This window comes from Copranaerobaculum intestinale, from assembly GCF_009831105.1.
Taxonomy (GTDB): domain Bacteria; phylum Bacillota_I; class Bacilli_A; order Erysipelotrichales; family Erysipelotrichaceae; genus Copranaerobaculum; species Copranaerobaculum intestinale.
Genome location: NZ_WUUQ01000002.1, coordinates 637777 through 662356 on the forward strand (window position 1 = coordinate 637777; position 24580 = coordinate 662356).

Below are 24580 nucleotides of genomic sequence, written 5' to 3' on the forward strand. Positions count from 1 at the left end.
CCCCCTCCCTGCTCTTTCAGACTTATTATGCCAAATTTCGACACACGCTTCAAATTCCCTAATTTGTGATATTTTCCCATTATAAGGAATTAAAAAAAGGATAATCAATGATATCTTCATCTATATCACCAATTATCCTATCTTTTATTTTTTTGGCAAAATGGTAACAACTGCTTCACGAGCTGAATCAATTTGATCCATCGCATACCATAAATCATCCAGCGTAATCTTCATCGCCATGTCCATCGTTTCAAAGAAATCGATGTGATTGAAGAAATTACGCATATACGTTACTGCAATTTCATCGAAATTGTTTAAACTTCGTACCGCTTGACCAAAATAGCGGCGTTTCAGCTGATTGAGCGTAGATTCCTGAATCCCGTTGTCACGCACTTTTTTCAGACTGCTGTGGATGAAGCTGCGGAACTGTTCAACATTATCCGTTTCATTGTAAAACATGAGAAAACCATAATCCGTTCCAAAATCCGCATCATAACCAAAATAATCATTGATGATCTTTTCATCAAGCCATTGCTGATAGTCCGGATTCAAAGAGGTAAAAGAAGCATCCAGTAAAATACGGAATGCCCACTCCAACTTCAGCCGTTCCTTCCAGTCCGCTATTCCCTCCAGTTTATAAGCAACTGCCAGCTTCGGGGTAGTTACATCCATTTCAAAGCTAAATGAAGGCCTTGCTACATCCTTTGGTTCATCATACGACTTTCTAGTTACATGTGCAACCTTGGAAAATTCGCGCTGACTTTGATCATCTCGTATTTCTTTCATTAATTGCTTTGGATCATGTCCGCTCACCCCGATCAATATCATTTTGCTGGGATGATAATTCAGGCGATAGCAATCCTGCAGCTGTTCATAAGTAATGCTGGAAACGCTTTTATCATCGCCGCCGATATCAAAACGCATCGGATGATTCACAAACAAAGAAGTGAAGGTTTCCATCAACAGCCGAGAATCACTCATCTGCTTATACATATTCAGTTCCTGAATGATGATGCCTTTTTCCTTCTCTACCGATGCTTTACTGATATGCAGGTTTTGTGCCAGTTCCAGTAAAAGGTGCAGCGGCTGGATCGGATCACCAGAGGTTGAAAAGTAATACGCAGTTTCAGTATAGGAAGTAAAAGCATTCACATTTGCCCCCATCTTTGAAAACTTGTCCATGATATCACAGGTTTCATCCTCAAACATTTTATGCTCCAGAAAATGTGCAATTCCGGCCGGAAATGTAATTTCCTTGCCTGCTTCATCAACCTGCTCCATATCCAAAGCACCCAACGGCGTCGCAATCATGAAATATGATTTTTCAAATCCCGGCTTATTCCACAAAACTACATGCAGCCCATTATCCAACGTTTCTTCAAAGTAGGTTTCCTGATACGTATCATTTGTTATTTTCTTCATGGTCATCCTCCTTTGTCAAAACATAGGTCAAAGCATGCGTGCATTTCTTCATGACCCGAACAACATCCTCTTTGGTCGTATTTTGAATAATCTTTACCAAATCTTCAATTTCAGACTGCTGTTTCAATAATGCATTCTGATAGGCTAATGAAAACAGCGAGCCCATATCGTCCTTGGTTGAACGAAGCGAATTGATAAGGAGCATCTTACTGGTTGTAAGAAGTTCCTCGTCAAATTCACCGTTCTTCATCCGATCCATTTGAATATGAATCAAATCAAGTGTTTTCTCAAGATTTTCTTTCTCAATTCCAGTCATGATGCCAAGTGCCCCGTCAAAGCTGATCAAGTTGGAGAATATTGAGTAACACAGACTGTTTTTCTCGCGTACTTCCTGAAACAACAAGGAGGGAGAATATTGGCCTAACATCGCATTCGCAACTTTAAGCTTCCAATAATCCTGATCAGTGATTTCCGTGTGTGTAAACCACAGCATCATAACGCTGGTCTGTGAAATATCGCGATATTCTTCAATGATACCTTCACGTTTACTGATTTGTGCAGCGTAATGAACCAGCTCTGACGGCTTACGGAAAGCAAATGGAAAGGCTGATTTTATGGCATTCCGCATCTGTGCTTCATCAAAATCACCGCATACAATTATTTCTATGGGAGCGGTCTGAATCATCGCTTCATATACATCGCTCACATCGCTTATCTGCATATTCGCCAGCAGCGCCGGATCCCCCAGTGCGGATATCCCCAGCGCAGTACCTTCACCGGCCAGCTGCAAGCATCGCATAACCGACCACTGTGACGGTTCATCCTTGGACCGATCCATTTTAAACTGCAGGATTTCTTTTGCTTCCTGAAACAGTTCTTGATCCAGCTTTCCCTGCTGTTTTTTGGGATGAAAAATCACTTCATGAAGAAAATCCAGCCATGTTTTCAACAGCTGATCATCCTGCACGTAACGGGGATTGATGATTTTGGATCGAATTTCCAACACCTGTGCTTTGCCATAACCCATCGTTTGCGCATTTAATGTGATTCCGTAGAGTTCATCGGCGATATCCGCCATTTTCTGCTTTGTATCATATTTTTCACAGCGATCACAGAGCATCAGTGCCAGCAGTGATCGGGCCGTAGCTTCTTTCGCTGTCAACGGATTCAAAAAACGAATGCTGCAGCCGATGTCTTTAAACTTATCCGTTTTCAATAAACGAATTTGTACACCCTCATCCATATTCATGATAAAACCTCCATTCCTTTCTAGTATGGTATATTTCCAACCGCTTACCACGTAAAATCAAAGAAAGGTCTGCTTTTTACAGACCTTATCATCTTAACGTTTGCCTGAATCGTAAATCTCACCGGAGGCTTTCGGACCGACCGACTTGCGGGCGAATAAAATCAACGCAATGATCGTCAGAATATACGGAATACAATAGAAGAATTCCGAAGGCAGAGATTTCAATCCAGGAATAAATCCAGAATATTTTGAGAGCGTCTGGGAGAAACCGAAGAATACTCCGGCCGCCAGACAGCCAAACGGTTTCCATTTGCCGAAGATAAGACATGCCATGGCAATGAATCCGACACCGTGAATAGCCAGTACCGAGAACTGAATATTCGTGGTCAAAACCATGATGCCGCCCGACAGACCACCGAGTGCACCGGAAGTCAGAACGCCGATATAACGCATCTTTTCTACCTTGATACCCATAGAAGCACTCGCTTGCGGATACTCACCGCAGGAACGCAGGTGCAGCCCGAATTTTGTTTTAAAGACAACAAACCAGGTAACCAATACCAAGAACAAGGCAATGTAGAAGGTTGGATATAAATCCGAGAAGAACAGCTTTCCGATAACCGGAATATCCTTCAGTACCGGGATGCTGATACGGGTGAAATTCTCCGTAAAGGTAGGAGTACGCTGTCCCTTGAAAATCAGCTGACACAGATAAATCGTTAATCCGGTAGAAAGCATATTCAGCGCTGTGCCGGAGATCGTCTGATCGGCTTTCAAAGCGATCGAAGCATATGCGTGAATCCAAGAATACAGACACCCGGCTACCATGCCTGCCAAAATAGATACCCAAGGGGTCAGTGCCCCAAGCGCGTCTGCGGTTAGCACCGATACGGTGGCGCCGACAAAGGCTCCAACCAGCATGATACCTTCCAAAGCGATGTTTACAACACCGCTTCGTTCAGAGAACAAACCACCCAACGCGGTAATAATAATCGGTGTGGCAATACCAAGTGCCATCGGGAACATTTCATACAACAGATTCATTGTGAAACACTCCCTTCTTTTTTCTCAAGCCGCCGTTTGGCGATACGACCAATGATTATTTTTATGCCATACTGCATGGCAACAAACAAGACGATGGAGGAAGAAATGATCTCTCCGATCTGTTTAGGCACACCGGCAATCTGCATAATCGGCTGAGCTACCTTCAGCATGCCGAACAATAACCCTGCCAGTACGATGCCGATCGCATTACATGCGCCGACCAATCCGACTGCAATCCCATCAAATCCATAGTTTTCAAATGCTGCCAGAGTACGGCCCTGATTGAATACGCCCAACGCAACAATCGTTCCCGCAAGTCCGGCAAACGCGCCCGAAATCATCATTGAGGTAATGATATTGCGATCCACCTTCAGACCAGCGTATCGAGCCCCCTCTTTATTAAAGCCGGTCGCCCGAAGACTATATCCAAAGGATGTTTTTTCGATGATAAACCAATATAGAAGTACTGATGCAATAACAATCAGAATTCCCCAGTTCAAGCGGGAATTTCCGGTTAAACCGGATAAGAAATCCGAATTCAAGGAAGCACTGGCCGGAATCATTGCCGTTTTTGATTCAGTAGAGCCCGGCAATGCTCTCACCACCCAGTTTGAGAAATACATACCGGTATAGTTCAGCATGATGCAGACAACCACCTCATGTACATTAAATTTACTCTTTAATAAACCGGGAATGAACCCCCATAAGGCTCCGGCCAACGCACCGGCAGCGACACAGGCGATCACATGCAGAACCCCTGGGAGCGGAACCATGATTGCGACAACGACGGAAGCCATTCCGCCTACCATGACCTGCCCTTCCGCACCAATATTAAACAATCCGGTACGATAAGCAAATCCTACAGACAGTCCGGTTAAAATAATCGGCATGGAGAAGACAATAAATTCTCCGAGATAACGCAGATTTAAGCCAGTCCCCATCGTCAAATTAATTCCGAAGGTCCCCCGCAGCAGCGCATTGAACAGAATCATCGGGCTGTGACCGGAAGCAATCAAGATGACAACTCCCAGCAGAATACCGATAAAGACGGCCAGCAGCGAGATCAATAAGGTATCTTTTTTACTGTTCACACGCAGCACCATCCTTTCTAAGCGAACCCGACATCAATAACCCAAGCTCATTTTCATTTGTTGCTTTGGCATCCATGACACCGTTCAGACAGCCATCGAATATAACCGCAATCCGATCGGAAACATCCAGCACTTCATCCAGCTCCAGAGAAACCATCAAAATTGCTTTTCCTTTATCCCGTTCCTCAATAATACGCTTATGTATGTATTCAATCGCCCCAACATCCAAGCCGCGAGTTGGCTGAACGACGATCAGCAGCTTCGGCGAGCGATGAATTTCACGAGCTACAATTGCCTTCTGCTGGTTACCGCCGGACATACTGCGGGTCAGCGAGTCTTTCCCTTCACCGCTGCGTACATCGAATTCTTCAATTAACACTTCTGCATTCTTATCGATTTCTTTTTCCTGAAGGATCATATTTTTGCAGAAAGGCGCTTCGTTATATTCATGAATAATGAAATTTTCTTTCAATGGGAAATCCAAGATCAAGCCGTGCTTATGGCGATCCTCCGGAATATGACCCATTCCTAAATTGCACCGTTCTTTGATGGATTTGTGTGTGATATCCTCACCATCCAGCAAAATCTGCCCAGACTCAATCGGTGACATACCGGTTAAAGCAAATACCAGCTCACTTTGACCATTCCCGTCAATTCCGGCAAGTCCAACCACTTCACCAGCTCGTACATCCAACGAGAAATCCTTTACACCCAAAACACCCTTGCTGTTTTTAACATTCAGATTCCTTATCTGCAATACGACATCACCAGGCTTAGCATCTTTTTTATCAACAGTAAAGCTGACTTCACGGCCAACCATCATCTCTGCCATCTTCTCTTCATCAGTATCTTTCACATCAACTGTACCGATGTATTTACCGCGGCGTAGAACGCTGCATTTATCTGCAACCGCTTTGATTTCCTTCAGCTTATGCGTAATCAAAAGAATACTTTTTCCCTCTTTGACCAAACGTTTCATGATTTCCATCAGATCCTCGATCTCCTGCGGTGTCAATACCGCTGTCGGTTCATCAAAGATCAGAATATCAGCGTTACGATACAGCATCTTTAAAATTTCAACACGCTGCTGCATCCCAACCGAAATATCCGAAATCAAACTATTCGGTTCCACATTCAGCCCATACAGCTCTGACAGCTCCTTAATTTTCGCAGCGGCCGATTTGGTATCAACCATACCGTGTTTGGTCGGCTCCATGCCCAGAATGATATTTTCGGTAACCGTAAAGCATTCAATTAATTTGAAATGCTGATGTACCATTCCGATTCCCAAAGCAGTTGCCACATTAGGATCCGTAATATTTACTTCTTTCTCATTAATACGAATCGTACCGGATGTCGGCTGATATAAACCGAACAGGATCGACATAAGCGTCGATTTACCAGCACCGTTTTCACCCAATAGCGCATGGATCGTTCCCTTTTCCACTTTTACCGTCACATTATCATTTGCGCGGATACCAGGAAAATCCTTAGTGATATTGAGCATTTCAACTGCGTACGTCATCATGCTCCTCCTTTATCATGTATACTTATTATACCATATTTACATATTCATGCCTATCATAGCTGATGAAAAAGCACAGTCCTTTTCCTTGTAAATTTCTCGTCAAAAAAGCAATCACAGCAAATTTGAAAAGGCTTACATAGTATACAAAATTTGAAGCGGATTGTAAATAAAAAAGCGGGATTTTCCCGCTCTTTCCTAAAAATAGGTATTCTTTATTTTGCCAATTCGTCCAGAACCTGCTGTCCTGTCATCATATTACCGTTTTTGATAATATATTTTGTGCTTACTTTCGTATCGCCCTTCTTAATAGCGGCAACTACTTCGTCCAATTTGCTGGAAATATCATCGCTCAGGTTCGGGTTCTTTTTCGGATAGCCTACACCTTCATTAGCAAGGTTAAACAGTTTGGTTTTACCGCCTTTGAATTTACCATCCAGAACTGACTTGGAAATTTGTTCGGTTGCTGAATCGACACGCTTCATCGCACTGGTCAGGATAACTGATTTTTCAGTATCTTTATCCAAACCATCTTTGTACTGGTCGCGGTCAACGCCGATAACCCATACTTTTTCACCGTTTTTAGCGCGTTCCATCGCTTCTTTAATGGCACCGTTTCCGGCATTACCTGCCGCATGATAGATAACCTTAGCGCCGGCATTATACTGTTTCTGTGCTACGGTCTGACCAGCTGCTGCATCTTCAAATGAACCAGCGTAGTCAACATAAATCTTCAAGGTAGGGTCAACAGATGCAACACCCTGTTCGAATCCGGCCTGGAATGCTCCGATTGTGTCGCCTTCCATACCACCGATAAAGCCTACAGTGTCGCCGCCTTCAGCTTTCGTCTGCATGGCTGCTGCAACACCTGCTAAGTAAGAGCTCTCTTCTGCCGCGAATACACCAGATACAACATTCTTTCCTTTTACAACGGTGTCAATTACGAAGAATTTCGTATCCGGATAGTCTTTGGAAACCTGTCCCATTGCTTTATCAAACAGGTAACCGGCAGCAACGACCAGATCGTTTCCGTCTTCAGCCATCTGACTCAGGTTTGGAACGTAGTCCGCATCGCTTTTTGATTCAACATAACTGATGCAACTCTTGTCGATCTTGTTGTCTTTTGCGAATTTTTTGATTCCTTCGTAAGAAGACTGGTTGAATGATTTGTCATCAATTCCGCCTGTGTCGGTTACAAATCCGATTTTAACCGGACATTTCTCGCTGTCGCCGCCACTGCCGCAACCTGCTAATGTAGCAGCTGCCATCAGGGAGACTAACCCAACTTTCATAAATTTGTTCATGTTTTGTTTTCCCTCCATGTTCTTTATGAAAGACCGTAAGGTCCTACCAAAATATTACAATGTTATCACATGATTGTCAACAATTCACCTAGATTATCACACATGTTTTGGTAGCGTTTTCACGACAGATCAATTCATATTGCTCCATCGCTTCTTTTGGATAGGTATGATTGCCAAATGCGGTGATTCCGGCTTCCCTTACACCGAAGGGACGATAACGAATCAGCTTATAGCGGGAGCGTCCCTGCAGATGTGACGATACATAGCGTACCGTCTTCTCATTTTCTTCATCGCGCTCAGGCAGGATGACCGTGCGAACCTCTTCCAGTTTGTCGATTTCCAACAGATAATCCAAATTTTTCAAAACCATCGCATTATCACATGCGCAAAGCTCCTGATGAAACACCGGATCAACGGCTTTGACATCCAGCATAACCCCGTCACAAACCTGCATCAGTTCAGGGAATTTACGGAAATCATGAATCCCATTGCTGTCGATCAGGCAAGTAAGGCCGAGGCGCTGCACCTTTTGAAACAGCTCCAGCAAATAATCAGCCTGATTCATGCATTCCCCGCCGCTGACCGTTATACCGCGGATAAACGGCTTTACCTGTTTGATATGCGCAACCAGATCATCCACCTCAATTTCTTTGATCTTCGGGGTGGCAAGGTTGGGGCATACATGAATACACGTATCACATTCCACACATTTCTCATCATCCCATACTACCTTGCCATCCTCAAAGGACAGTGCCTGGGCCGGGCACTGCTTCACACAAGTTCCGCAGTTTACGCATAATCGGATCGTCTCAGGATTATGACAGTATAAACATCGAAACGGACAGCTTTGAAAAAAGATGGCACAGCGGTTGCCTGGGCCATCTACATTGGAAAAATCAATAATTTTATTGATGGGAGCTTTCATCGTATACTCGACGATCCAGCGATTTTGCATTATGTTTAGCTCCATATCCAAACGACGTACAGTTATTCAGACTGGCTTCATTGTTTTCATATTTTTCAATCTCGCTGCGCTTAACCAGATAACCGGTTACGCGTACTACATCATTGTCGGCATTATACGCTGTGAAATAACGCATACCGTTTTCAAATGCACCCTTGATGATATCAAGCAATGCCGGCTGCGTATTATTCCAGGTATCATCCAATTTGAAAATGTCACCGATACCGGATACATAATGCTTATGCATGCGAGTCTCTAACGATATATGCTCAAAAAGCTGCGGCTCACATCCAATTGGAATACGCATGCCCGGAGAAATTTCCGGACCGTCACAATCAAGACCGACCTGCGCATGCAGAACATAATGGTTATGTGAATTTTCACAGTAAACACCTTCATGCGCGTTCACGATTTCATTCAATTTATCATTGATGCGTACCGCTAGATCTTCCGCTTCCTTATTGTGACCGTAGCCCTTCATTTTATCATCGATCTTTAACAGATGATTTACACATTCAGCCATACCGACAACACCGAACATGCCGGTAAAATTCTCCCGTTTTACAAATCCTTCTTTCACTAAGAAATTAGATTTGAAGAAATTGGATTCCTCGACAATATATCGGATTCGCTGATCCATATTTCGTAATAAGATCTCACAGTAATGAGGGAGCACCCGATTGATAAAATCTTCCGGATCATCCGTTTTTAACGATGCGTTGTATAAACGAATGCGCGGCAGCGTATAACCGCCGCCTCCCACATGCAGCGCATTGTAGCAGGATGCAATGCCGTACTCCCAATCATTGTCATCCGCGCGGTACATAACGTCGTTGGCAAAGCTTGGCTTTGAGGTTGCCAGCATACAGTCAATGCATGCTAACGCGAATTCATCACTGGTGCGCGCTGGATCGTAGATCAGCGTCAGATTTGGAATCGCCAACTGCATTTCCTTCGTCAAATCCAGAATGATGCGGTTGATACGGGCATCTTCCGGACCGATATTCGCGTGGACAAAAGAGTCCGTGAGCGTTTTGTCAATATGCTGTAAAAACAGCTTCATCGCCTTGCGCGTTTCAGCCTCATCCTTGTCAAACGGTGCTAACAACTGGGTAAAGTTGCCCAGCCATACCGGGAAAGAAGTAATGCTTGGTACATTCTTATACATGATCAGCAATGCATTGGTTGCCTCCCAGATATCCGTCGGCGGATCCAATTCCAGAGTCTTGCTTCCTTTTTCCATTAAAATACGATAATCCGGCAGAATATAGCGCGGGCGATACGGCGCCAACCCTTCTCCTAGATCACAAAGAATCTGTTCTTCAAGTGCTTCGACAAATTCTTTATCACGCGGCAGCGATGTATCGTATTCCTCGGCCAATCGAGCCAGGTTTAACAGCTGCTGCTGATATGTCATTGTCGGATTACTGACAATATCATGCACTCTCGTCATCTTCATCCATCCTTTCGTTTTTCATATATACCTCACGCGGTTTACTGCCGCGGGACGGTCCGATAATACCCCGTTCTTCCAAGACATCGATCAGGCGCGCTGCCCTAGAATAACCGATGCTGAATTTACGCTGAATCAAGGACGTGCTGGCCTTACGGCTCTCCACAACGAATTCCTTTACTTCATCATACAACGGATCGCTGAAATTGTCATGCATTCCGCTTCCATTATCCAAAACTTCTAACCGCACGAACGCATCATCGAATTTCGGACGTCCCTGAGCGCTTACATAATCGGTAATGGAATTCACTTCATCATCACTGACAAAGACGCCCTGTGCCCGAACTGCATTTTGTTCGCCGACCGGAATATACAGCATATCACCATTGCCCAGCAGCTTCTCTGCCCCAACTTGATCCAAGATGGTACGGGAATCCACAGCACTGGATACCGCAAAGGCGATCCGCGAAGGAATATTCGCTTTGATAATACCGGTGATCACATCAACGCTTGGCCGCTGGGTCGCTACGATCAAATGAATACCGGCTGCCCGAGCCAGCTGTGTGATCCGCTGGATACTGGACTCAACATCCTTCGCCGCAACCAGCATTAAATCCGCAAGCTCGTCGATGATCACAACCACCCATGGCATTTTGGAAAGTCCCTCTTCCGGATGCTCCTCAATATATGCATTGTATCCGCTGATATTACGAACGCCGGCTTGCGAAAATAATTCGTAGCGATTGTCCATCATATTCACAACCACCTTCAGTGCGCGTGAAGCCTCTTCTCCATCGGTGATGACCGGCCCTAAAAGATGCGGAATCTGCCGATAAGGGGTGAACTCAACTTTTTTCGGATCAACCAAAAGCAGCTTGACTTCATCCGGTTTTGCCCGCATCAAAATCGACGTGATGATGGAATTGACACAGACGCTCTTTCCGCTGCCGGTAGCACCGGCGATCAATAGATGCGGCATTTTATTCAGCTCTCCGTAAATATTGTTTCCCATCAAATCTTTACCAAGCACAAACATCAGTTTTTTATTATCATATTTAGCCGGTACGGTTCGCATGAGTTCTTTCATCATGACCGTCGTTTTTTCAATATTTGGAATTTCAATGCCGACAGCTGATTTGCCGGGGATTGGTGCTTCGATACGGATATCCTTAGCTGCCAGAGCCATTTTGATATCGTACTGAAGATTACTGATTTTATGTACTCGTACCCCCAGATCCGGCTTTACTTCAAACTTTGTAACACTCGGCCCGATGTGCGTGCCGACCAGAGTCGCCTTCACACCGAATTGATCGAGAATTTCAATCAAGCGTTTGCCTTGAGCCGAAGCAGCATTTAAATTGGCCGTACTTTTATTTCGCTTGCCAATATCATTTAATAGACTGATACGGGGCAGGCGGTAATTCTTATAATCATCCTGAAAGCTGCTGACAAAGGTATCCTTCTGACCAATCGTCTGATCGATGACAGCCTGCTTTTTTGTTTGAGATGACTCATCAGCATGCATGAGCTGCGGCTCTTTTTCCTGTGGTTTATCCAACTCCATGATGTCATCAACATCCAAAAACATAAAGCGCTGAGTACCGTCCGGTGCACTCTCTAAAGGAATATCAAATTCATCCTCCGCCGGTTCCTCATCAGCTTGGATGCGGCCAAACAGTGCGGCTCGGTGTTTCGGCTTCGGTTTTTCTTCCAGATCGATCATCTTGAATTCAGATTCCAAATTCTCCTTATCGTCCGCTTCTTCAGATTCTTCCTGAGCCTTTTTTTTCTCCCTTCGTTTTTCACGCATCTGCTGAAACGGTGAAAGCATTTTATCCTTCATTGCCGTCAGCTTTTCTATCATATTCTTATTGACCAGCACTATGATACTTAAAATAACCATGGCAAAAATAATGATATACGTGCCGGTGCGATCAAATAGGGCTGAGGTGATCGTATAAAGAATCGCTCCGATCAAGCCGCCCTGCGCCGGCAGCTCACCTTTGAAAATAGCGCCGGAATTACTCAAATAATAATTTACAACATCCATGCCCTTTAAGGCTTCATCCTTGGGGATCGCCGCCAGCAGCAGCCATGCGCAAAGCAGAACCGCAAGTCCGATCGTCTGTTTCAGCGGTAATTCCTGCAGGCTTTTTTTCAGCATCATCATAAAACTGATGATGATGACGCACGCGTAAAAGATACCGTACATATTTCCGAAAATATACTGCACGATATTCGTTGTAATCTGTCCCACCGGACCGATTTTCAACAATCCGATGATCGATAAGGCAATCAGGACCAACGCATAGATATACATGAGAATTTCATTCTCGACGGCCTGTTTATCCTTTTGATTTTTACGCGATTTGCTTTTCGCCATGAAACCCCTCCAAAGCTGTTGCTAGACGTTCATCTCCATAATAACCGGCAGGACCATCGGGCGCTTTCCGGTTTCCTTCATCAGATATTTTGAAATCTTGTCACGGGCTTCACCACGGGCGCCAAGATTATCATAGCGTTTTTCTTTTACCGCTGCCTGCACTGTCTCTTCCATCAGCCGTCCGACCTCTTTAATGATATAATCAGCATCCTTCAGATAAATCAGCCCGCGGGTCTGTACATCCGGTCCGGCAATTATTTTCTTATTTTTATAGTTTAATGCGATACCGATGATCATAACCCCATCCGTAGACAGCATTTCCCGATCTTTTAAAACGACACCGGTAACATCCCAGTTCTCCTTGCCGTCGATCAGCGTTTCTTCCAGTTCCAAATGCTGAGCGACACTTACCAAGGACTTATTCTCAAACTGTGCGATTTGACCATTGTCCAATACGACGATCTTATCCGGCTTATACCCCATCTTTGTTGCCAGATTCGCATTGGCGATCAAGTGGCGATATTCGCCCTTGATTGGAATGTAATAACGCGGCTTAAACAAATACAGCATCATTTTCAAATCTTCACTGGATGGATGCATGGAAAGCACTGTTTTTGAATTTAACGAAAAGATACGGCCGCCTTCCTTATAGATTTCATTTTCCATAATACTGGCATCCATTTCCGTTCCGCTCACCACCGGTGATGTCATAATAATCGTATCGCTGGGACGGAAGCTGACATAAGAGTCCTCATGGTTTGCGATATTGGACATGGTGCGGAATAAATTCTTGCCGCTGCCGCTGATCAATACCACAACATCTTCCATTTCATCCTTAAAATTCTGACGCATCACTTCCATCTCTCTCGGTACTTTATAATAACCCATGATTTCCATATGCTTCAGCATGTTACGCAGTTCATCATCGTGAAAAAATATCTTCTTATTGAATTTTTTCACCAAATCGATGATTTCAATCACCCGAAACAAACTCTGTCGGTATGCGGATATCAAAATTCTTCCCTGCGCCTGTTCAAATATCGGTTCAATGTACGATGTGACCCGATGATGCGGTGAAGTATGACCAGGTTGATCTGCCCCGATACTCTCACATAAAAGTGCCAAAACGCCGCGCTTTCCAATGTCTGACAGTTCATTCAGATCACATAGATACTCCTTTGAAAGCATATCATAATCAATAATAAATTCTCCGGTATAAACGACATATCCCTGATCGGTGCCGATAGCAATGCCAAAATTATCCGGCATTGCATGCGTCATGCCGAACGTGCGAACCTGTACCCCGCCGATCGTCTGTCGGCTTGTACGTTTCAGCTTATGTACCTTTACATCACGAATCTTTTCTTTTTTCAGCATATCATAAATTAAATTTGCCGTCAGTGCTCCGGAATATACCGGCGCTTTCACCTGTTTTAACAGATACGGCAAAGCAGCCATGACATCATCATGGGCATGAGTAATAAAAATTCCCTGAATACGATCCTTATTCTCAATTAAATAGCTGAAATCCGGAATGATAAATTCCACTCCCAGCGTTTCTGAATCCGGATATTTTAATCCGGCCTCAATCACAAAAATGGCCTGATTCACTTCTACAACGGTCATATTCTTACCGTTCTCGTCCAAACCACCAAGTGCAAAAATACGAACTTGGTCCATAGTTTACCTCCTAATTGATATTATCCTGATTATTTCATCTATGGTAACAGCCTGTGCTGTTTTCTAGTTAAAACTCACTGGTGTTATTATACACTGATCTTATCAAAAAAGACATAAAAAAGCAAAGAAAAAACTTGCTACAGGCATCAGTATGCAGGAACCGGTGATCTTCCGCTTTTGTGAAAGGTCTTGCTTTTTCGAAATTATGCTATAATGAAGTCAAGATCATAAAAAAAGAGGAATAGATATATGAAAAAGACAAAACTGCTTCTTTACTATTTGCTCTATCTGGTGCTTGGCGTTTTGGTCGGACTGCTTTCACCGATTTTGCTGAAGGCTACCCTCAATCAGGAAACCTTTTCTAAAACGGATGGAAATATGTTTTTTTTACTTGCTGTAAGCTTCTTAGTCAGTTGGGTTCTAGGGGTCATGATTCATGAGGCAGGACATCTGACAGCGGGACTTTTGAGTCATTACCGCTTTATATCCTATCGATTTTATTCCATAACGATCACCCATTCAAATTCCGGATGGGAATGCCGATACTATAAGATGCCGGGAACTTCCGGCCAGTGTCTGATGGAGCCAACCCTGCCCTGTGACCAGCAGCCCTGTCTGCTGTATCACGCCGGCGGCGTCCTCGCAAATCTGCTGGCAGCTGCGCTTTGCATCCTGCTGATGTATATGTTAAAGCCGCAGACCTTTTTGTTTCAAAGCATGCTCTTCATAATGATCATCTTTAACATGCTGATAGCATTCAGCAACGGCATTCCATTATCCAATCAGGGTTTAAGCAATGACGGATATAATTTTTTAACCAGCAGACGCGATAAAGAATACCGGCAGTATCTGTGCAACGCCTTAAAAATCCAAGCTAAACTCACCAAGGGAGAAGCAATGCATTCAATACCGGAATCATATTTCAAGCTGCCCGAACATTTGGATTACACCAAATATTATCATTTTGAAGCGATTCTGAACCTGATCAGCTATAAACAGAGCTGCGGTCAAATTGATGATGCCAAAGCGTTGGTGCAGTCACTTGTTCCCTATGAAGAAAAAATGGGTTATTTTCGATTCCTCTATCTCTATGAAAAGCTCTATTATCAACTGATGGATGGTGATGTTGAACAAGTTAAAGCTGCGCTTCATGAAAAAGCCGTTCGGCGATATTTGAAAAAGATGAAAAAGATGCCGCCCACGCTCCGGCTGTATATGGGTGAAGCCCTTTATCTGAATCACGATCCATTGCAGGCTGAGACCTATTATAAACAAGCCAGGGCTATGCAGCCCAAATACGCAGTACCGGGAATATGCCAGCTTGAGCTTCAGCTGATGGATGCCATGCTTCAAGATCAAAAAGGCAATCAAGCAGCTTCTGTTCAGGAATAAAAAAACACGATCATGCTAATCGTGTTTTTTATTACTTATATTATTTGTTAAGTCCTTCTGCTACCGCTACCGCTACCGCAACGCTGGCGCCAACCATCGGATTGTTGCCCATACCGATCAGCCCCATCATTTCTACGTGAGCAGGTACTGAAGAAGAGCCGGCAAACTGCGCATCGGAATGCATACGTCCCATGGTGTCGGTCATACCATAAGAAGCAGGTCCGGCAGCCATGTTGTCCGGATGCAGCGTACGGCCGGTTCCGCCGCCAGATGCAACCGAGAAGTATTTTTTGCCCTGTTCAATACATTCTTTTTTATACGTACCGGCAACCGGATGCTGGAAACGCGTTGGGTTTGTTGAATTTCCGGTGATGGATACATCAACGCCCTCACTGTGCATAACGGCAACACCTTCACGCACATCGTCAACACCATAGCAGTTAACCGCTGCTCTTTCTCCTTTTGAGTAAGCGGTTCTTGATAATACCTGTAATTCACCTGTGAAGTAATCAAATTTTGTTTCCACATAAGTAAATCCATTGATGCGGGAAATAATTTTAGCGGCATCCTTGCCCAAACCGTTCAGGATTACACGCAGCGGTTCTTTCCGTGCCTTATTGGCATTGCGGGCAATACCGATAGCACCTTCTGCCGCAGCGAAGCTTTCATGTCCGGCTAAGAACGCAAAGCATTTTGTTTCATCGCTCAGCAGCATTGCTGCCAGGTTACCGTGTCCGATACCAACCTTGCGGTCATCGGCAACACTGCCTGGGATACAGAAAGCCTGTAAGCCTTCACCCAGTGATTTCGCAACTTCATAAGCTGTTTTATCACCCTTTTTAATAGCAATCGCAGCGCCGGCGATATATGCCCAGCATGCATTCTCAAAACAGATTGGCTGAATACCTTTTACGATACCGGCAACATCTACACCGATTTCATCGCACAGCGTTTTCGCTTCTTCAATAGAAGAAATACCATATGAGTTTAAAACTTTATTGATTGTATCGATACGTCTTTCGTAACTTTCAAATAATGCCATGATCATTCCTCCTATTCGTGTCTCGGGTCGATGTATTTAACTGCATCAGCATAGCGACCATACGTTTTCTTTGCATTGTTCAGTGCTTCTTCTGGGTTTGTACCTTTTTTTACAGCATCCATAAATACACCCATATTTACATATTCATAGCCGATAATTTCATCATTTGCATCCAGCCCCAGCTGCAGGATATAGCCTTCTGCCAGATCCAGATAACGAGGACCTTTTAGCTTTGTAGAATAAACCGTACCAACCTGAGAACGAGTTCCCTTGCCCAGATCCTCAAGACCTGCACCTACCGGAAGCCCATTTTCCGAGAAGGCAGACTGACTGCGGCCATATACGATCTGCAAGAACAATTCACGCATTGCCGTATTGATCGCATCACATACCAGATCGGTATTCAATGCTTCTAACAGCGTCTTGCCGACGATCGCCTCAGAAGCCATAGCAGCCGAATGTGTCATACCGGAACATCCGATTGTTTCGATCAGCGCTTCCTCAATAATACCTTCCTTGATATTTAATGTCAGTTTGCAGGCACCCTGCTGTGGAGCACACCATCCAATACCGTGTGTCAAACCAGAGATGTCTTTGATTTCTTTAGAGTACACCCATTTTCCTTCTTCAGGAATCGGCGCACAGCCATGGCTGGCACCGCATTTTACAGTGCACATGTTTTCAACTTCTTTTGAATAAATCATGTCATTTCTCCTTTCCCGCATCGTCATGATAGATTTACCGGCTGCTGATGAAATGTTCATCACAGCCGTTTTACGGAAATGCTTACCATTTCCATAGGCATCGCATATGTGGAATTGACAATTTCTTCACAAAACGAATCCTACCTTTTGATTTTAAAGCTTTTCCTTTTTCATGTCAATGTAATACCGCCATAAAATCTTACCTCTTTCACATGTAAAGGGTTTCATTTTTGTATTCACAGAAATTTGTTTTCATTTCTTTATCTGTCAGCACCTTTCCCCCTATACATTTAAAAGAAAAAACACAGCTGAGTTCCATCAGCTGTGTTTCCTTAATCGATTATCTCTTCCCCATCCAATGACCATGTTTTTACTTTTACGATCTTTATCTTGATGATATCGCCTGGCTTGGCAGTGCTTGTTTTAAAATTCACAAGTTTATTGGCCTCAGTATAGCCAGCAAACACCGCTTTGTTTTTCTTGCTGGGGCCATCCACCAAAACATCATAGACATTGCCTAAATAGGCTTCATTGTTTAAATGGGCATAATAATTGGTTTTTGCATTCAGGCGCTGCAATCGTTCCTGCTTTACATCCAGTGGAATATTATCTTCCATCCGCGCTGCCGGTGTTCCCTCGCGCGGTGAGTAAATAAAGGTAAATGCATTATCATATTTTACATAATCTACGATATCCAGAGTATGCTGAAACTGCTCCTCGCTCTCATTTGGAAAACCGACGATGATATCAGTAGAAAAGGCAGCATTTTTCACCTTGGAACGGATATTATCCACTAACTGTTTGTATTCTTCGATCGTATAACGTCGTCCCATCAGCTTCAGAATATCGCTGTCCCCTGATTGTACCGGCAGATGAATGAATGGCATGATATTATCATAACGGGCAATGACATCGATCATTTCCTCAGAGAAATCCCAAGGGTGCGAGGTCATGAATCGAACCCGGTCAATACCGATTTTCGCAACCTCCTCCAACAAGCTGGCAAATCCATTCTCAATATGCAAATCCTTGCCATACGCATTCACATTTTGTCCTAATAAGGTAACTTCTCGATATCCCTGTTCTTTCAGAATTCTGACTTCCTCCAGAATATCCTCAACGCTGCGGGAACGCTCCTTGCCGCGGGTATAAGGAACGATGCAATAGGTACAGAATTTATCACAGCCATACATGATATTTACCCAAGCCTTGTGATTACCGAAACGGCGGACGGGAAGATTTTCGATTACTTCACCTTCCTTTGAAAATACTTCAATCGTTTTTTCCTTATTCATCATTGCCTGATAGAGCAGAATCGGCAGGCGATGTATATTATGCGTGCCAAAAATCAGATCCACATGAGGATATTTTTTCAGGAGGGTATCGACAATTTCTTCTTCCTGTGCCATGCACCCGCACAAACCAAACAGGATATCCGGATTCTGCTTCCGCAGCCGTTTTAAAGAGCCCAGTTCTCCCAGTACTTTATCCTCCGCGTTTTTCCGAATTGCGCAGGTATTCATCAGGATCAGATCAGCGGTCTCTGGACTGTCAACCGCCTGAAATTGCAGAGCTTCCAAAATGCCGGCAATGGTCTCACTATCACGCTGATTGGACTGACAGCCGTAGGTGCGTAGATAATAAGTTCTCCCAGCGCCCAGCGTTCGTGCCTCAACCGGTATTTCAAATAGACTTTTTTCAATGACGCTCTCGTGTTTGGTGCGTATTTGTGCATCCTTGAGAGAAGGCAGCGCCCAGCCTGGCTGTTTTTTCATAATCATTCTCCTTATTCTTATTTTATATACCTTAAATCAACATGTATTATTCTATAGTTTAAAAAGCTTAATGTAAAGGAAAATAGTTTTTATACGGCTCTTTCTTTTATTCAAGTGTGATACAATAGAGTCAGTAACTGTGACTTGGAGGAAGCAGAATGAAAACAGAACCGACAAAATATACCTTATCAGTAGAAATCGTATGTTTCCTGTTGCTGATCATAAGCAGTATCCTGCTCTGCGTATACTGGAATCATATTCCGGATAAGCTTGCGATGCATTATGATTTCAGCGGCAGCGTTACCCGTTATGGCAGTAAGACGGAAATTTTGATCATTCCCGCCACTGCCTGGATTTGTTATGTACTGATGAGCGTTATCGCACATTATCCGCAAATTTGGAATACGGGAGTGGACATTACAGAGACAAACCGCGAACGTGTGTATCGTACCCTTAAATCGATGCTGGTAACATTAAAGCTGGTTGTCTGTACCCTGTTTCTTTCCTATATTCCAATCATCGTTCTGCAGCTTGCCCTGCCAGGCTGGTGGATTTTTATTGTTGTTGGCATTGTTTTTCTTATCTTGGGCGGTTTTTTATTCCACTTGTATCACATAAAATAAAAAAACCAAGCTGGGCTTGGTTTACTGTGAAATAGCACTAACCGGGCAAGTTCCAACGCAAGAGCCGCAGTCGATGCAAGTACCTTCATCACATGCTGATTTTCCGTCTCCGTCCATGGACAATGCGCCTACCGGACAAACTCCCACACAAGCACCGCAGCCGATGCATGCATCTTTATCAATCGTTACTGGCATTCTAAATTCCTCCTTTTGACTGACTCTATTATAACATAAACCGTTTTCCTTGCAAGCAGAAACAAAACGAAACAGATACAATAAAGGAGGATAAAAGATACCTGTTATCACACAAATAAAAGGAGGAATTGATTATGCACAATCGCATGCTGGACAAAGGGGCTGATACAATCACCCGCATCTGTGCCCAGATTCAAGAAAATGAAGAAGTATTGATTATTACGGAAACCCGTTATGAAGCAATCAGCGATGCTATTGTACGTGCGGTGAAAAAGCTTCATGGTTTGCCGACGGTAATGATCATGGAGGCAAGAAACCGCGATGGTGAAGAACCGGATCAAATCATTGCCGCTGCCATGAAGGCATCCGATGTATTTTTATGCATCGTATCTCATTCTATCACCCATACGCACGCTGTAAAAAATGCAACTGCTGCCGGAAGCCGCGGTTTGGTGCTGACGCAGTTTCATGAAGATATGCTGATCCACGGCGGTATCACCTGTGATTTTGTGAAAGCTAAAGAAACCTGCATGGCGGTTGCTGAATGTTTGGAAAACGGTCATCACATTCACTTGGAAACCGCAGCCGGCACCAATCTTACATTGGAAGCAGAAGGCCGCCGCGGCAATGCGCTGTATGGAGTGGTTGATCCGGGCATGTTTTCTACCATTCCCACGATTGAGGCTAATGTATCACCGCTTGAATATACCGCAAATGGAGTTATCGTTGCGGATGCCAGCATCCCCTATGTCGGAATTGGGCTATTGAAGGAGCCGGTCATCTGCACCGTTGAAAAAGGCTTCATCACTGACATTCAAGGCGGTGAACAGGCGATGATCCTAAAAGAACATCTGCATAATAAGCAGGATCCCAATGTCTTCAATATTGCGGAATTGGGAATCGGTTTGAATCCCCGCAGTTCCTTTATTGGTTGGATGCTGGAGGATGAGGGTGTGTATGGTTCGGCACATATCGGTATCGGTACCAGCATCACCTTAGGCGGTACTGTAAAAGCCGCCTGTCATTATGATCTTATTATGAAAGAAGCAACAGTGAGCATTGATGGCAAAAGGATTCTCGATCATGGCTCAGTACTTGTATAGAAAAAGCAGTGAATGGAATATTTTCCTTCACTGCTTCTTTTTTATGAACATTCAGGACGTATCTGAATTCGCTCAATCGCGGTAGCCAGATTGGTCGTCTCATCAATCGTTACAATCGCACCACAGAAAATTGCTGGTCCCTCGGCAATTTTGAAACGGGTACGCTCATCAGTCGTAAATCGGGTGATGATTTCATCTACATCACGTCCGATCACGCTGCGATAAGCACCGCACATACCCAAATCGCTGATTGCCGCAGTTCCTGCTTCAATACGTTCGTCGGCAGTCTGCACATGCGTATGCGTTCCGACAACCGCAGCGACCCGTCCGGCAAAATAATAAGTAAACGCAATTTTTTCACTGGTCGTTTCTCCGTGGAAATCAACCAGATAAATATCAGCATCCTCATCCATCAAAATATCTTCCATACAGGCAAAGGGTGAATCCACAACGTTGTTCATCCACACTTCACCGCATACATTGCTGATTGCTACGCGCTTTCCCTTCACTTGCAGAATGCGGGTACTTTTGCCGTATTCCAGCGGCTCCATATTAGCCGGTCTGACCAAACGATCTGCTTCTTCAATAAAGCGAAACAGATCATCCTTGGAAAACGTATGATTTCCCATGGTGATGCAGTCAATGCCGTAAGCCAGCAGCTGCTTATAAATTTTCTGCGTAATGCCTTTGCCATGAGCGCTGTTTTCACCGTTGGCAATCACCAGATCCAGCTCATATTCTTTTCTTAGCTGCGGTATTACACGACTGACAATTTCTCTGCCGGGTGATCCGACAATATCACCGACAAATAATATTTTCATAGATATTCCCCTATTTTGCTAATTCACTGGAACGGGTTTCTCGAATTACCGTAACCTTGATTTGACCTGGATACGTCAGTTCTGCTTCGATCTTATCACGGATATCGCGCGCCAATTTATGACAGGCAACGTCATCCAATTGATCCGGAACTACCATGACCCGTACTTCACGGCCAGCCTGAATAGCATAGGAGCTTTCCACACCGTGAAAGGACTTCGTGATTTTTTCCAGATTCTCTAATCGATTGATGTAATTCTGCAGCGCTTCATAGCGAGCACCCGGGCGGGCTGCACTAAGCGTATCTGCGGCAATTACCAGATTGGAAATCAGATACTTCGGTTCCACTTCACCATGATGACACTGAATGGCGTTCAATACAACATCCTTCTCACCATGCTTTTTACAGAATTTATAGCCCAATTCGATATGACTTCCCTCGATTTCAAAATCGAGTGCCTTACCGATATCATGAAGCAGACCAGCCCGTTTTGCCAGGGTCTGATTCAATCCCAGCTCAGCTGCCATCATACCAGTTAAATTCGCTACTTCCATACAGTGCTGAAGCGCATTTTGTCCATATGAATAACGATACTTTAAGCGGCCGATCAGCTTGATGATCTCACGATCCATCTTGCCAAGTCCCAGCTTGAATACGGTATCTTCTCCGACCTTCAGCATATTCGCATTAATTTCCTTGCGGATCTTATTGACCACTTCTTCAATACGTCCTGGCTGGATCCGGCCGTCTTTAATTAAATGTTCCAGGGCCAGGCGCGCCACCTCACGGCGGATCGGATCAAAGCAGGATACCGTGATCGTTTCCGGTGTATCATCAATGATCAAATCGACGCCGGTAGCCTGTTCAATGGCCTTGATATTACGTCCTTCACGGCCGATGATCCGGCCCTTCATTTCTTCGCTAGGCAGACTTACCACGGAAACAGTACGTTCCACCGCTTCATCCTGCGACATGCGCTGAATTGATAAAGCAACGATATTGCGCGCTTTTTCATCGGCAATGCTCTTTGCTTCCTCTTCCCGTTCCTTGATGTAAGTAGCTGTTTCTGCCGCCATGCGCTCTTCCGTGATCGCAAACAATTCCTGTTTAGCCTCATTGGAAGTCATCTTCGCTACGCGCTCCAGTTCTTCTACCTGCACATCGATTTTTGCCTGTAATTCCTTTTCTTTCTGCTCCAGCTTAGTCAGTTTATCGCTCAGCTGTACATTTTTGGCTTCTATTTGATTTTCTTTTGTAGTCAAAGCCTCATCTCTGAAATTCAAATTATCTTCGCGGCGCAACAGCTTATTTTCCATATCGGTAATTTCCTGTTTACGTTCTTTAATTTCCTTTTCCGCTGCAATTTTTAATTCATGAGTTTGTGTACGGCCGTCTAGGATTGCCTGTTTCACAATCGTATCTGCTTTTGCCTCTGTCTCTTTCAAAAGCAGTGACGCCTTTTGCTGATCTTTATTTAAACCTGCTTTGGAGAGAACGATCATAACGATCACTCCAATGGCAAGACCTGCTAAGCCAGACAAAAAGATTATGATTATACTATTATTCATAATCATCCTCCATTCGTCTTATTAAGGAAATTTATATTCCCTGATAATCATAACATAATTTGCGATCTCTGCACAATCATTATTCCCATTTTATACCGATATCAATAGGTTTTTTTATCCTTTTTGACAGTACTGACATGGATTCAGCACAAAATAAAAACCGGAATTTGATCCGGTTTATGCTGGAGCAGTGAGCAATTCACGAATTTTAGCATCAATCAGCTCAACCAACTCAGGGTTGCCCTTCAGGAAAGCCTTCGCCGCTTCCCGGCCCTGTCCGATTTTCTCGCCGTTATATGAGAACCAAGCACCGCTTTTCATGATGATATCATGATCAACAGCCATATCAAGCACTTCTCCGATGTATGAAATACCCTCACCATACATAATTTCAATCGAAGCTACCTTGAACGGCGGTGCTACCTTATTTTTCACAACTTTCACATTGACTTTGTTACCGATGATTTCAGTTCCGTTTTTAATTGCTTCGGAACGGCGGATATCCAAGCGAACGGAAGCATAGAACTTCAATGCACGACCACCCGGAGTAGTTTCCGGACTGCCGTACATCACGCCTACTTTCTCACGCAGCTGATTGATGAAAATAGCCGTACATTCACTACGATTCATAACACCGGAGAGCTTACGCATCGCTTTGGACATCAAACGAGCCTGCAGCCCCACATGAGCATCGCTCATTTCGCCGTCAAGCTCGGCCTGCGGTACCAAGGCCGCAACAGAATCCACGACAACCAGATCAATGGCCCCGCTCTTAATCAGCATTTCGGTAATTTCCAGCGCCTGTTCACCACTGTCCGGCTGGGACAGAATCAGCTCATCAATATCCACCCCGAGATTTTTCGCGTAATTGGGATCAATGGCATTTTCCGCATCAATAAAGGCTGCCCGGCCGCCGCGCTTCTGCACTTCGGCAATTGCATGCAGCGCCAAGGTTGTCTTACCACTGGACTCAGGACCATAGATTTCAATGATACGACCTTTCGGATAACCGCCGATTCCCAACGCATCATCAATTTTGATGGAGCCGGAGGAGATGGCATCGATATCGACAGCAGCCCGATCCCCCAATTTCATGATGGAACCTTTCCCATACTGTTTTTCGATTTGCTTGATCGCATCATCAAGCAGCTGATTTCGTTTTACCAATTCCTTATCCTCTGCTGTTTTCTTTTCTGTAGCCATACACATTCTCCTTCCCTTTCCTATACGTATAACCCTTCAA

At 44.3% G+C, this 24580-nt stretch carries 20 protein-coding genes; 3 read left to right on the forward strand and 17 right to left on the reverse strand.

The annotated features are described in order from the left end of the window. Positions 1-144: 144 nt before the first annotated feature. The 10 genes from yfmH to GSF08_RS07960 form a co-directional block, all read right to left on the reverse strand. Positions 145-1422, reverse strand: a complete 1278-nt coding sequence (gene yfmH / locus GSF08_RS07915; protein WP_160625271.1) for an EF-P 5-aminopentanol modification-associated protein YfmH — start codon at positions 1420-1422, stop codon at positions 145-147. Beyond that, on the reverse strand, positions 1403-2671 hold the full coding sequence (gene yfmF, locus GSF08_RS07920; protein WP_160625272.1) for an EF-P 5-aminopentanol modification-associated protein YfmF: 1269 nt from the start codon (positions 2669-2671) through the stop codon (positions 1403-1405). The genes yfmH and yfmF overlap by 20 nt, the downstream gene beginning before the upstream one ends. A 93-nt stretch (positions 2672-2764) precedes the next feature. Further along, complete coding sequence (locus GSF08_RS07925; protein WP_160625273.1) at positions 2765-3715, reverse strand: ABC transporter permease; 951 nt, start codon at positions 3713-3715, stop codon at positions 2765-2767. Beyond that, the gene (locus GSF08_RS07930) at positions 3712-4806 is read right to left on the reverse strand and encodes an ABC transporter permease (RefSeq protein ID WP_347337992.1); all 1095 of its coding nucleotides are present in this window, start codon (positions 4804-4806) and stop codon (positions 3712-3714) included. The genes GSF08_RS07925 and GSF08_RS07930 overlap by 4 nt, the downstream gene beginning before the upstream one ends. Then, positions 4796-6331, reverse strand: a complete 1536-nt coding sequence (locus tag GSF08_RS07935) for an ABC transporter ATP-binding protein (RefSeq protein ID WP_160625395.1) — start codon at positions 6329-6331, stop codon at positions 4796-4798. Before GSF08_RS07935 ends, GSF08_RS07930 begins: the two co-directional genes overlap by 11 nt. A 215-nt stretch (positions 6332-6546) precedes the next feature. Continuing rightward, positions 6547-7599 carry a BMP family lipoprotein gene (locus tag GSF08_RS07940; protein ID WP_249805964.1) on the reverse strand — a complete coding sequence of 351 codons (1053 nt, stop codon included), beginning with the start codon at positions 7597-7599 and terminating at the stop codon, positions 6547-6549. Between the two features lie 124 nt (positions 7600-7723). Then, complete coding sequence (locus tag GSF08_RS07945) at positions 7724-8590, reverse strand: YjjW family glycine radical enzyme activase (RefSeq protein ID WP_249805966.1); 867 nt, start codon at positions 8588-8590, stop codon at positions 7724-7726. Continuing rightward, complete coding sequence (locus GSF08_RS07950; RefSeq protein WP_160625276.1) at positions 8541-10052, reverse strand: YjjI family glycine radical enzyme; 1512 nt, start codon at positions 10050-10052, stop codon at positions 8541-8543. Before GSF08_RS07950 ends, GSF08_RS07945 begins: the two co-directional genes overlap by 50 nt. Beyond that, positions 10036-12435, reverse strand: a complete 2400-nt coding sequence (locus GSF08_RS07955) for a DNA translocase FtsK (protein ID WP_160625277.1) — start codon at positions 12433-12435, stop codon at positions 10036-10038. The genes GSF08_RS07950 and GSF08_RS07955 overlap by 17 nt, the downstream gene beginning before the upstream one ends. Positions 12436-12456: 21 nt before the next feature. Then, positions 12457-14115: a ribonuclease J gene (locus GSF08_RS07960; RefSeq protein ID WP_160625278.1), complete on the reverse strand. Its 1659-nt coding sequence runs from the start codon at positions 14113-14115 to the stop codon at positions 12457-12459. 249 nt (positions 14116-14364) lie between these two features. Between GSF08_RS07960 and GSF08_RS07965 the strand changes: the two genes are divergently transcribed. Continuing rightward, positions 14365-15507 carry a zinc metalloprotease gene (locus GSF08_RS07965; protein WP_160625279.1) on the forward strand — a complete coding sequence of 381 codons (1143 nt, stop codon included), beginning with the start codon at positions 14365-14367 and terminating at the stop codon, positions 15505-15507. Positions 15508-15547: 40 nt separating this feature from the next. Here GSF08_RS07965 and GSF08_RS07970 read toward each other — a convergent pair whose 3' ends face one another. The 3 genes from GSF08_RS07970 to miaB all read right to left on the reverse strand — a co-directional run bounded on the left by GSF08_RS07970 (position 15548) and on the right by miaB (position 19028). Then, positions 15548-16549: a GGGtGRT protein gene (locus GSF08_RS07970; RefSeq protein ID WP_160625280.1), complete on the reverse strand. Its 1002-nt coding sequence runs from the start codon at positions 16547-16549 to the stop codon at positions 15548-15550. An 11-nt stretch (positions 16550-16560) separates the two neighbouring features. Continuing rightward, positions 16561-17253 (reverse strand): iron-sulfur cluster assembly scaffold protein, encoded by a 693-nt coding sequence (locus tag GSF08_RS07975; protein WP_160625281.1) that lies wholly within the window; start codon positions 17251-17253, stop codon positions 16561-16563. Positions 17254-17585: 332 nt separating this feature from the next. After that, positions 17586-19028: a tRNA (N6-isopentenyl adenosine(37)-C2)-methylthiotransferase MiaB gene (miaB, locus tag GSF08_RS07980; protein ID WP_160625282.1), complete on the reverse strand. Its 1443-nt coding sequence runs from the start codon at positions 19026-19028 to the stop codon at positions 17586-17588. Between the two features lie 158 nt (positions 19029-19186). On the opposite strand from miaB, the gene GSF08_RS07985 reads away from it, so the two are divergent. Further along, positions 19187-19651, forward strand: a complete 465-nt coding sequence (locus tag GSF08_RS07985) for a DUF1648 domain-containing protein (RefSeq protein WP_160625283.1) — start codon at positions 19187-19189, stop codon at positions 19649-19651. Positions 19652-19672: 21 nt separating this feature from the next. On the opposite strand, the gene GSF08_RS07990 is transcribed toward GSF08_RS07985, so the two are convergent. After that, positions 19673-19957, reverse strand: coding sequence for a ferredoxin family protein (locus GSF08_RS07990; protein WP_347337993.1), 285 nt, complete (start codon positions 19955-19957; stop codon positions 19673-19675). A 23-nt stretch (positions 19958-19980) separates the two neighbouring features. On the opposite strand from GSF08_RS07990, the gene GSF08_RS07995 reads away from it, so the two are divergent. Further along, the gene (locus GSF08_RS07995; RefSeq protein ID WP_160625284.1) at positions 19981-20949 is read left to right on the forward strand and encodes an aminopeptidase; all 969 of its coding nucleotides are present in this window, start codon (positions 19981-19983) and stop codon (positions 20947-20949) included. 41 nt (positions 20950-20990) lie between these two features. Here GSF08_RS07995 and GSF08_RS08000 read toward each other — a convergent pair whose 3' ends face one another. The 3 genes from GSF08_RS08000 to recA all read right to left on the reverse strand — a co-directional run bounded on the left by GSF08_RS08000 (position 20991) and on the right by recA (position 24546). Then, a complete protein-coding gene (locus GSF08_RS08000; RefSeq protein ID WP_160625285.1) occupies positions 20991-21770 on the reverse strand; it encodes a TIGR00282 family metallophosphoesterase in 780 nt (259 codons plus the stop codon). A gap of 10 nt (positions 21771-21780) precedes the next feature. Continuing rightward, a complete protein-coding gene (rny, locus tag GSF08_RS08005; RefSeq protein WP_160625286.1) occupies positions 21781-23337 on the reverse strand; it encodes a ribonuclease Y in 1557 nt (518 codons plus the stop codon). 177 nt (positions 23338-23514) lie between these two features. Beyond that, positions 23515-24546, reverse strand: coding sequence for a recombinase RecA (gene recA, locus GSF08_RS08010; protein ID WP_430641227.1), 1032 nt, complete (start codon positions 24544-24546; stop codon positions 23515-23517). Positions 24547-24580: the final 34 nt, after the last annotated feature.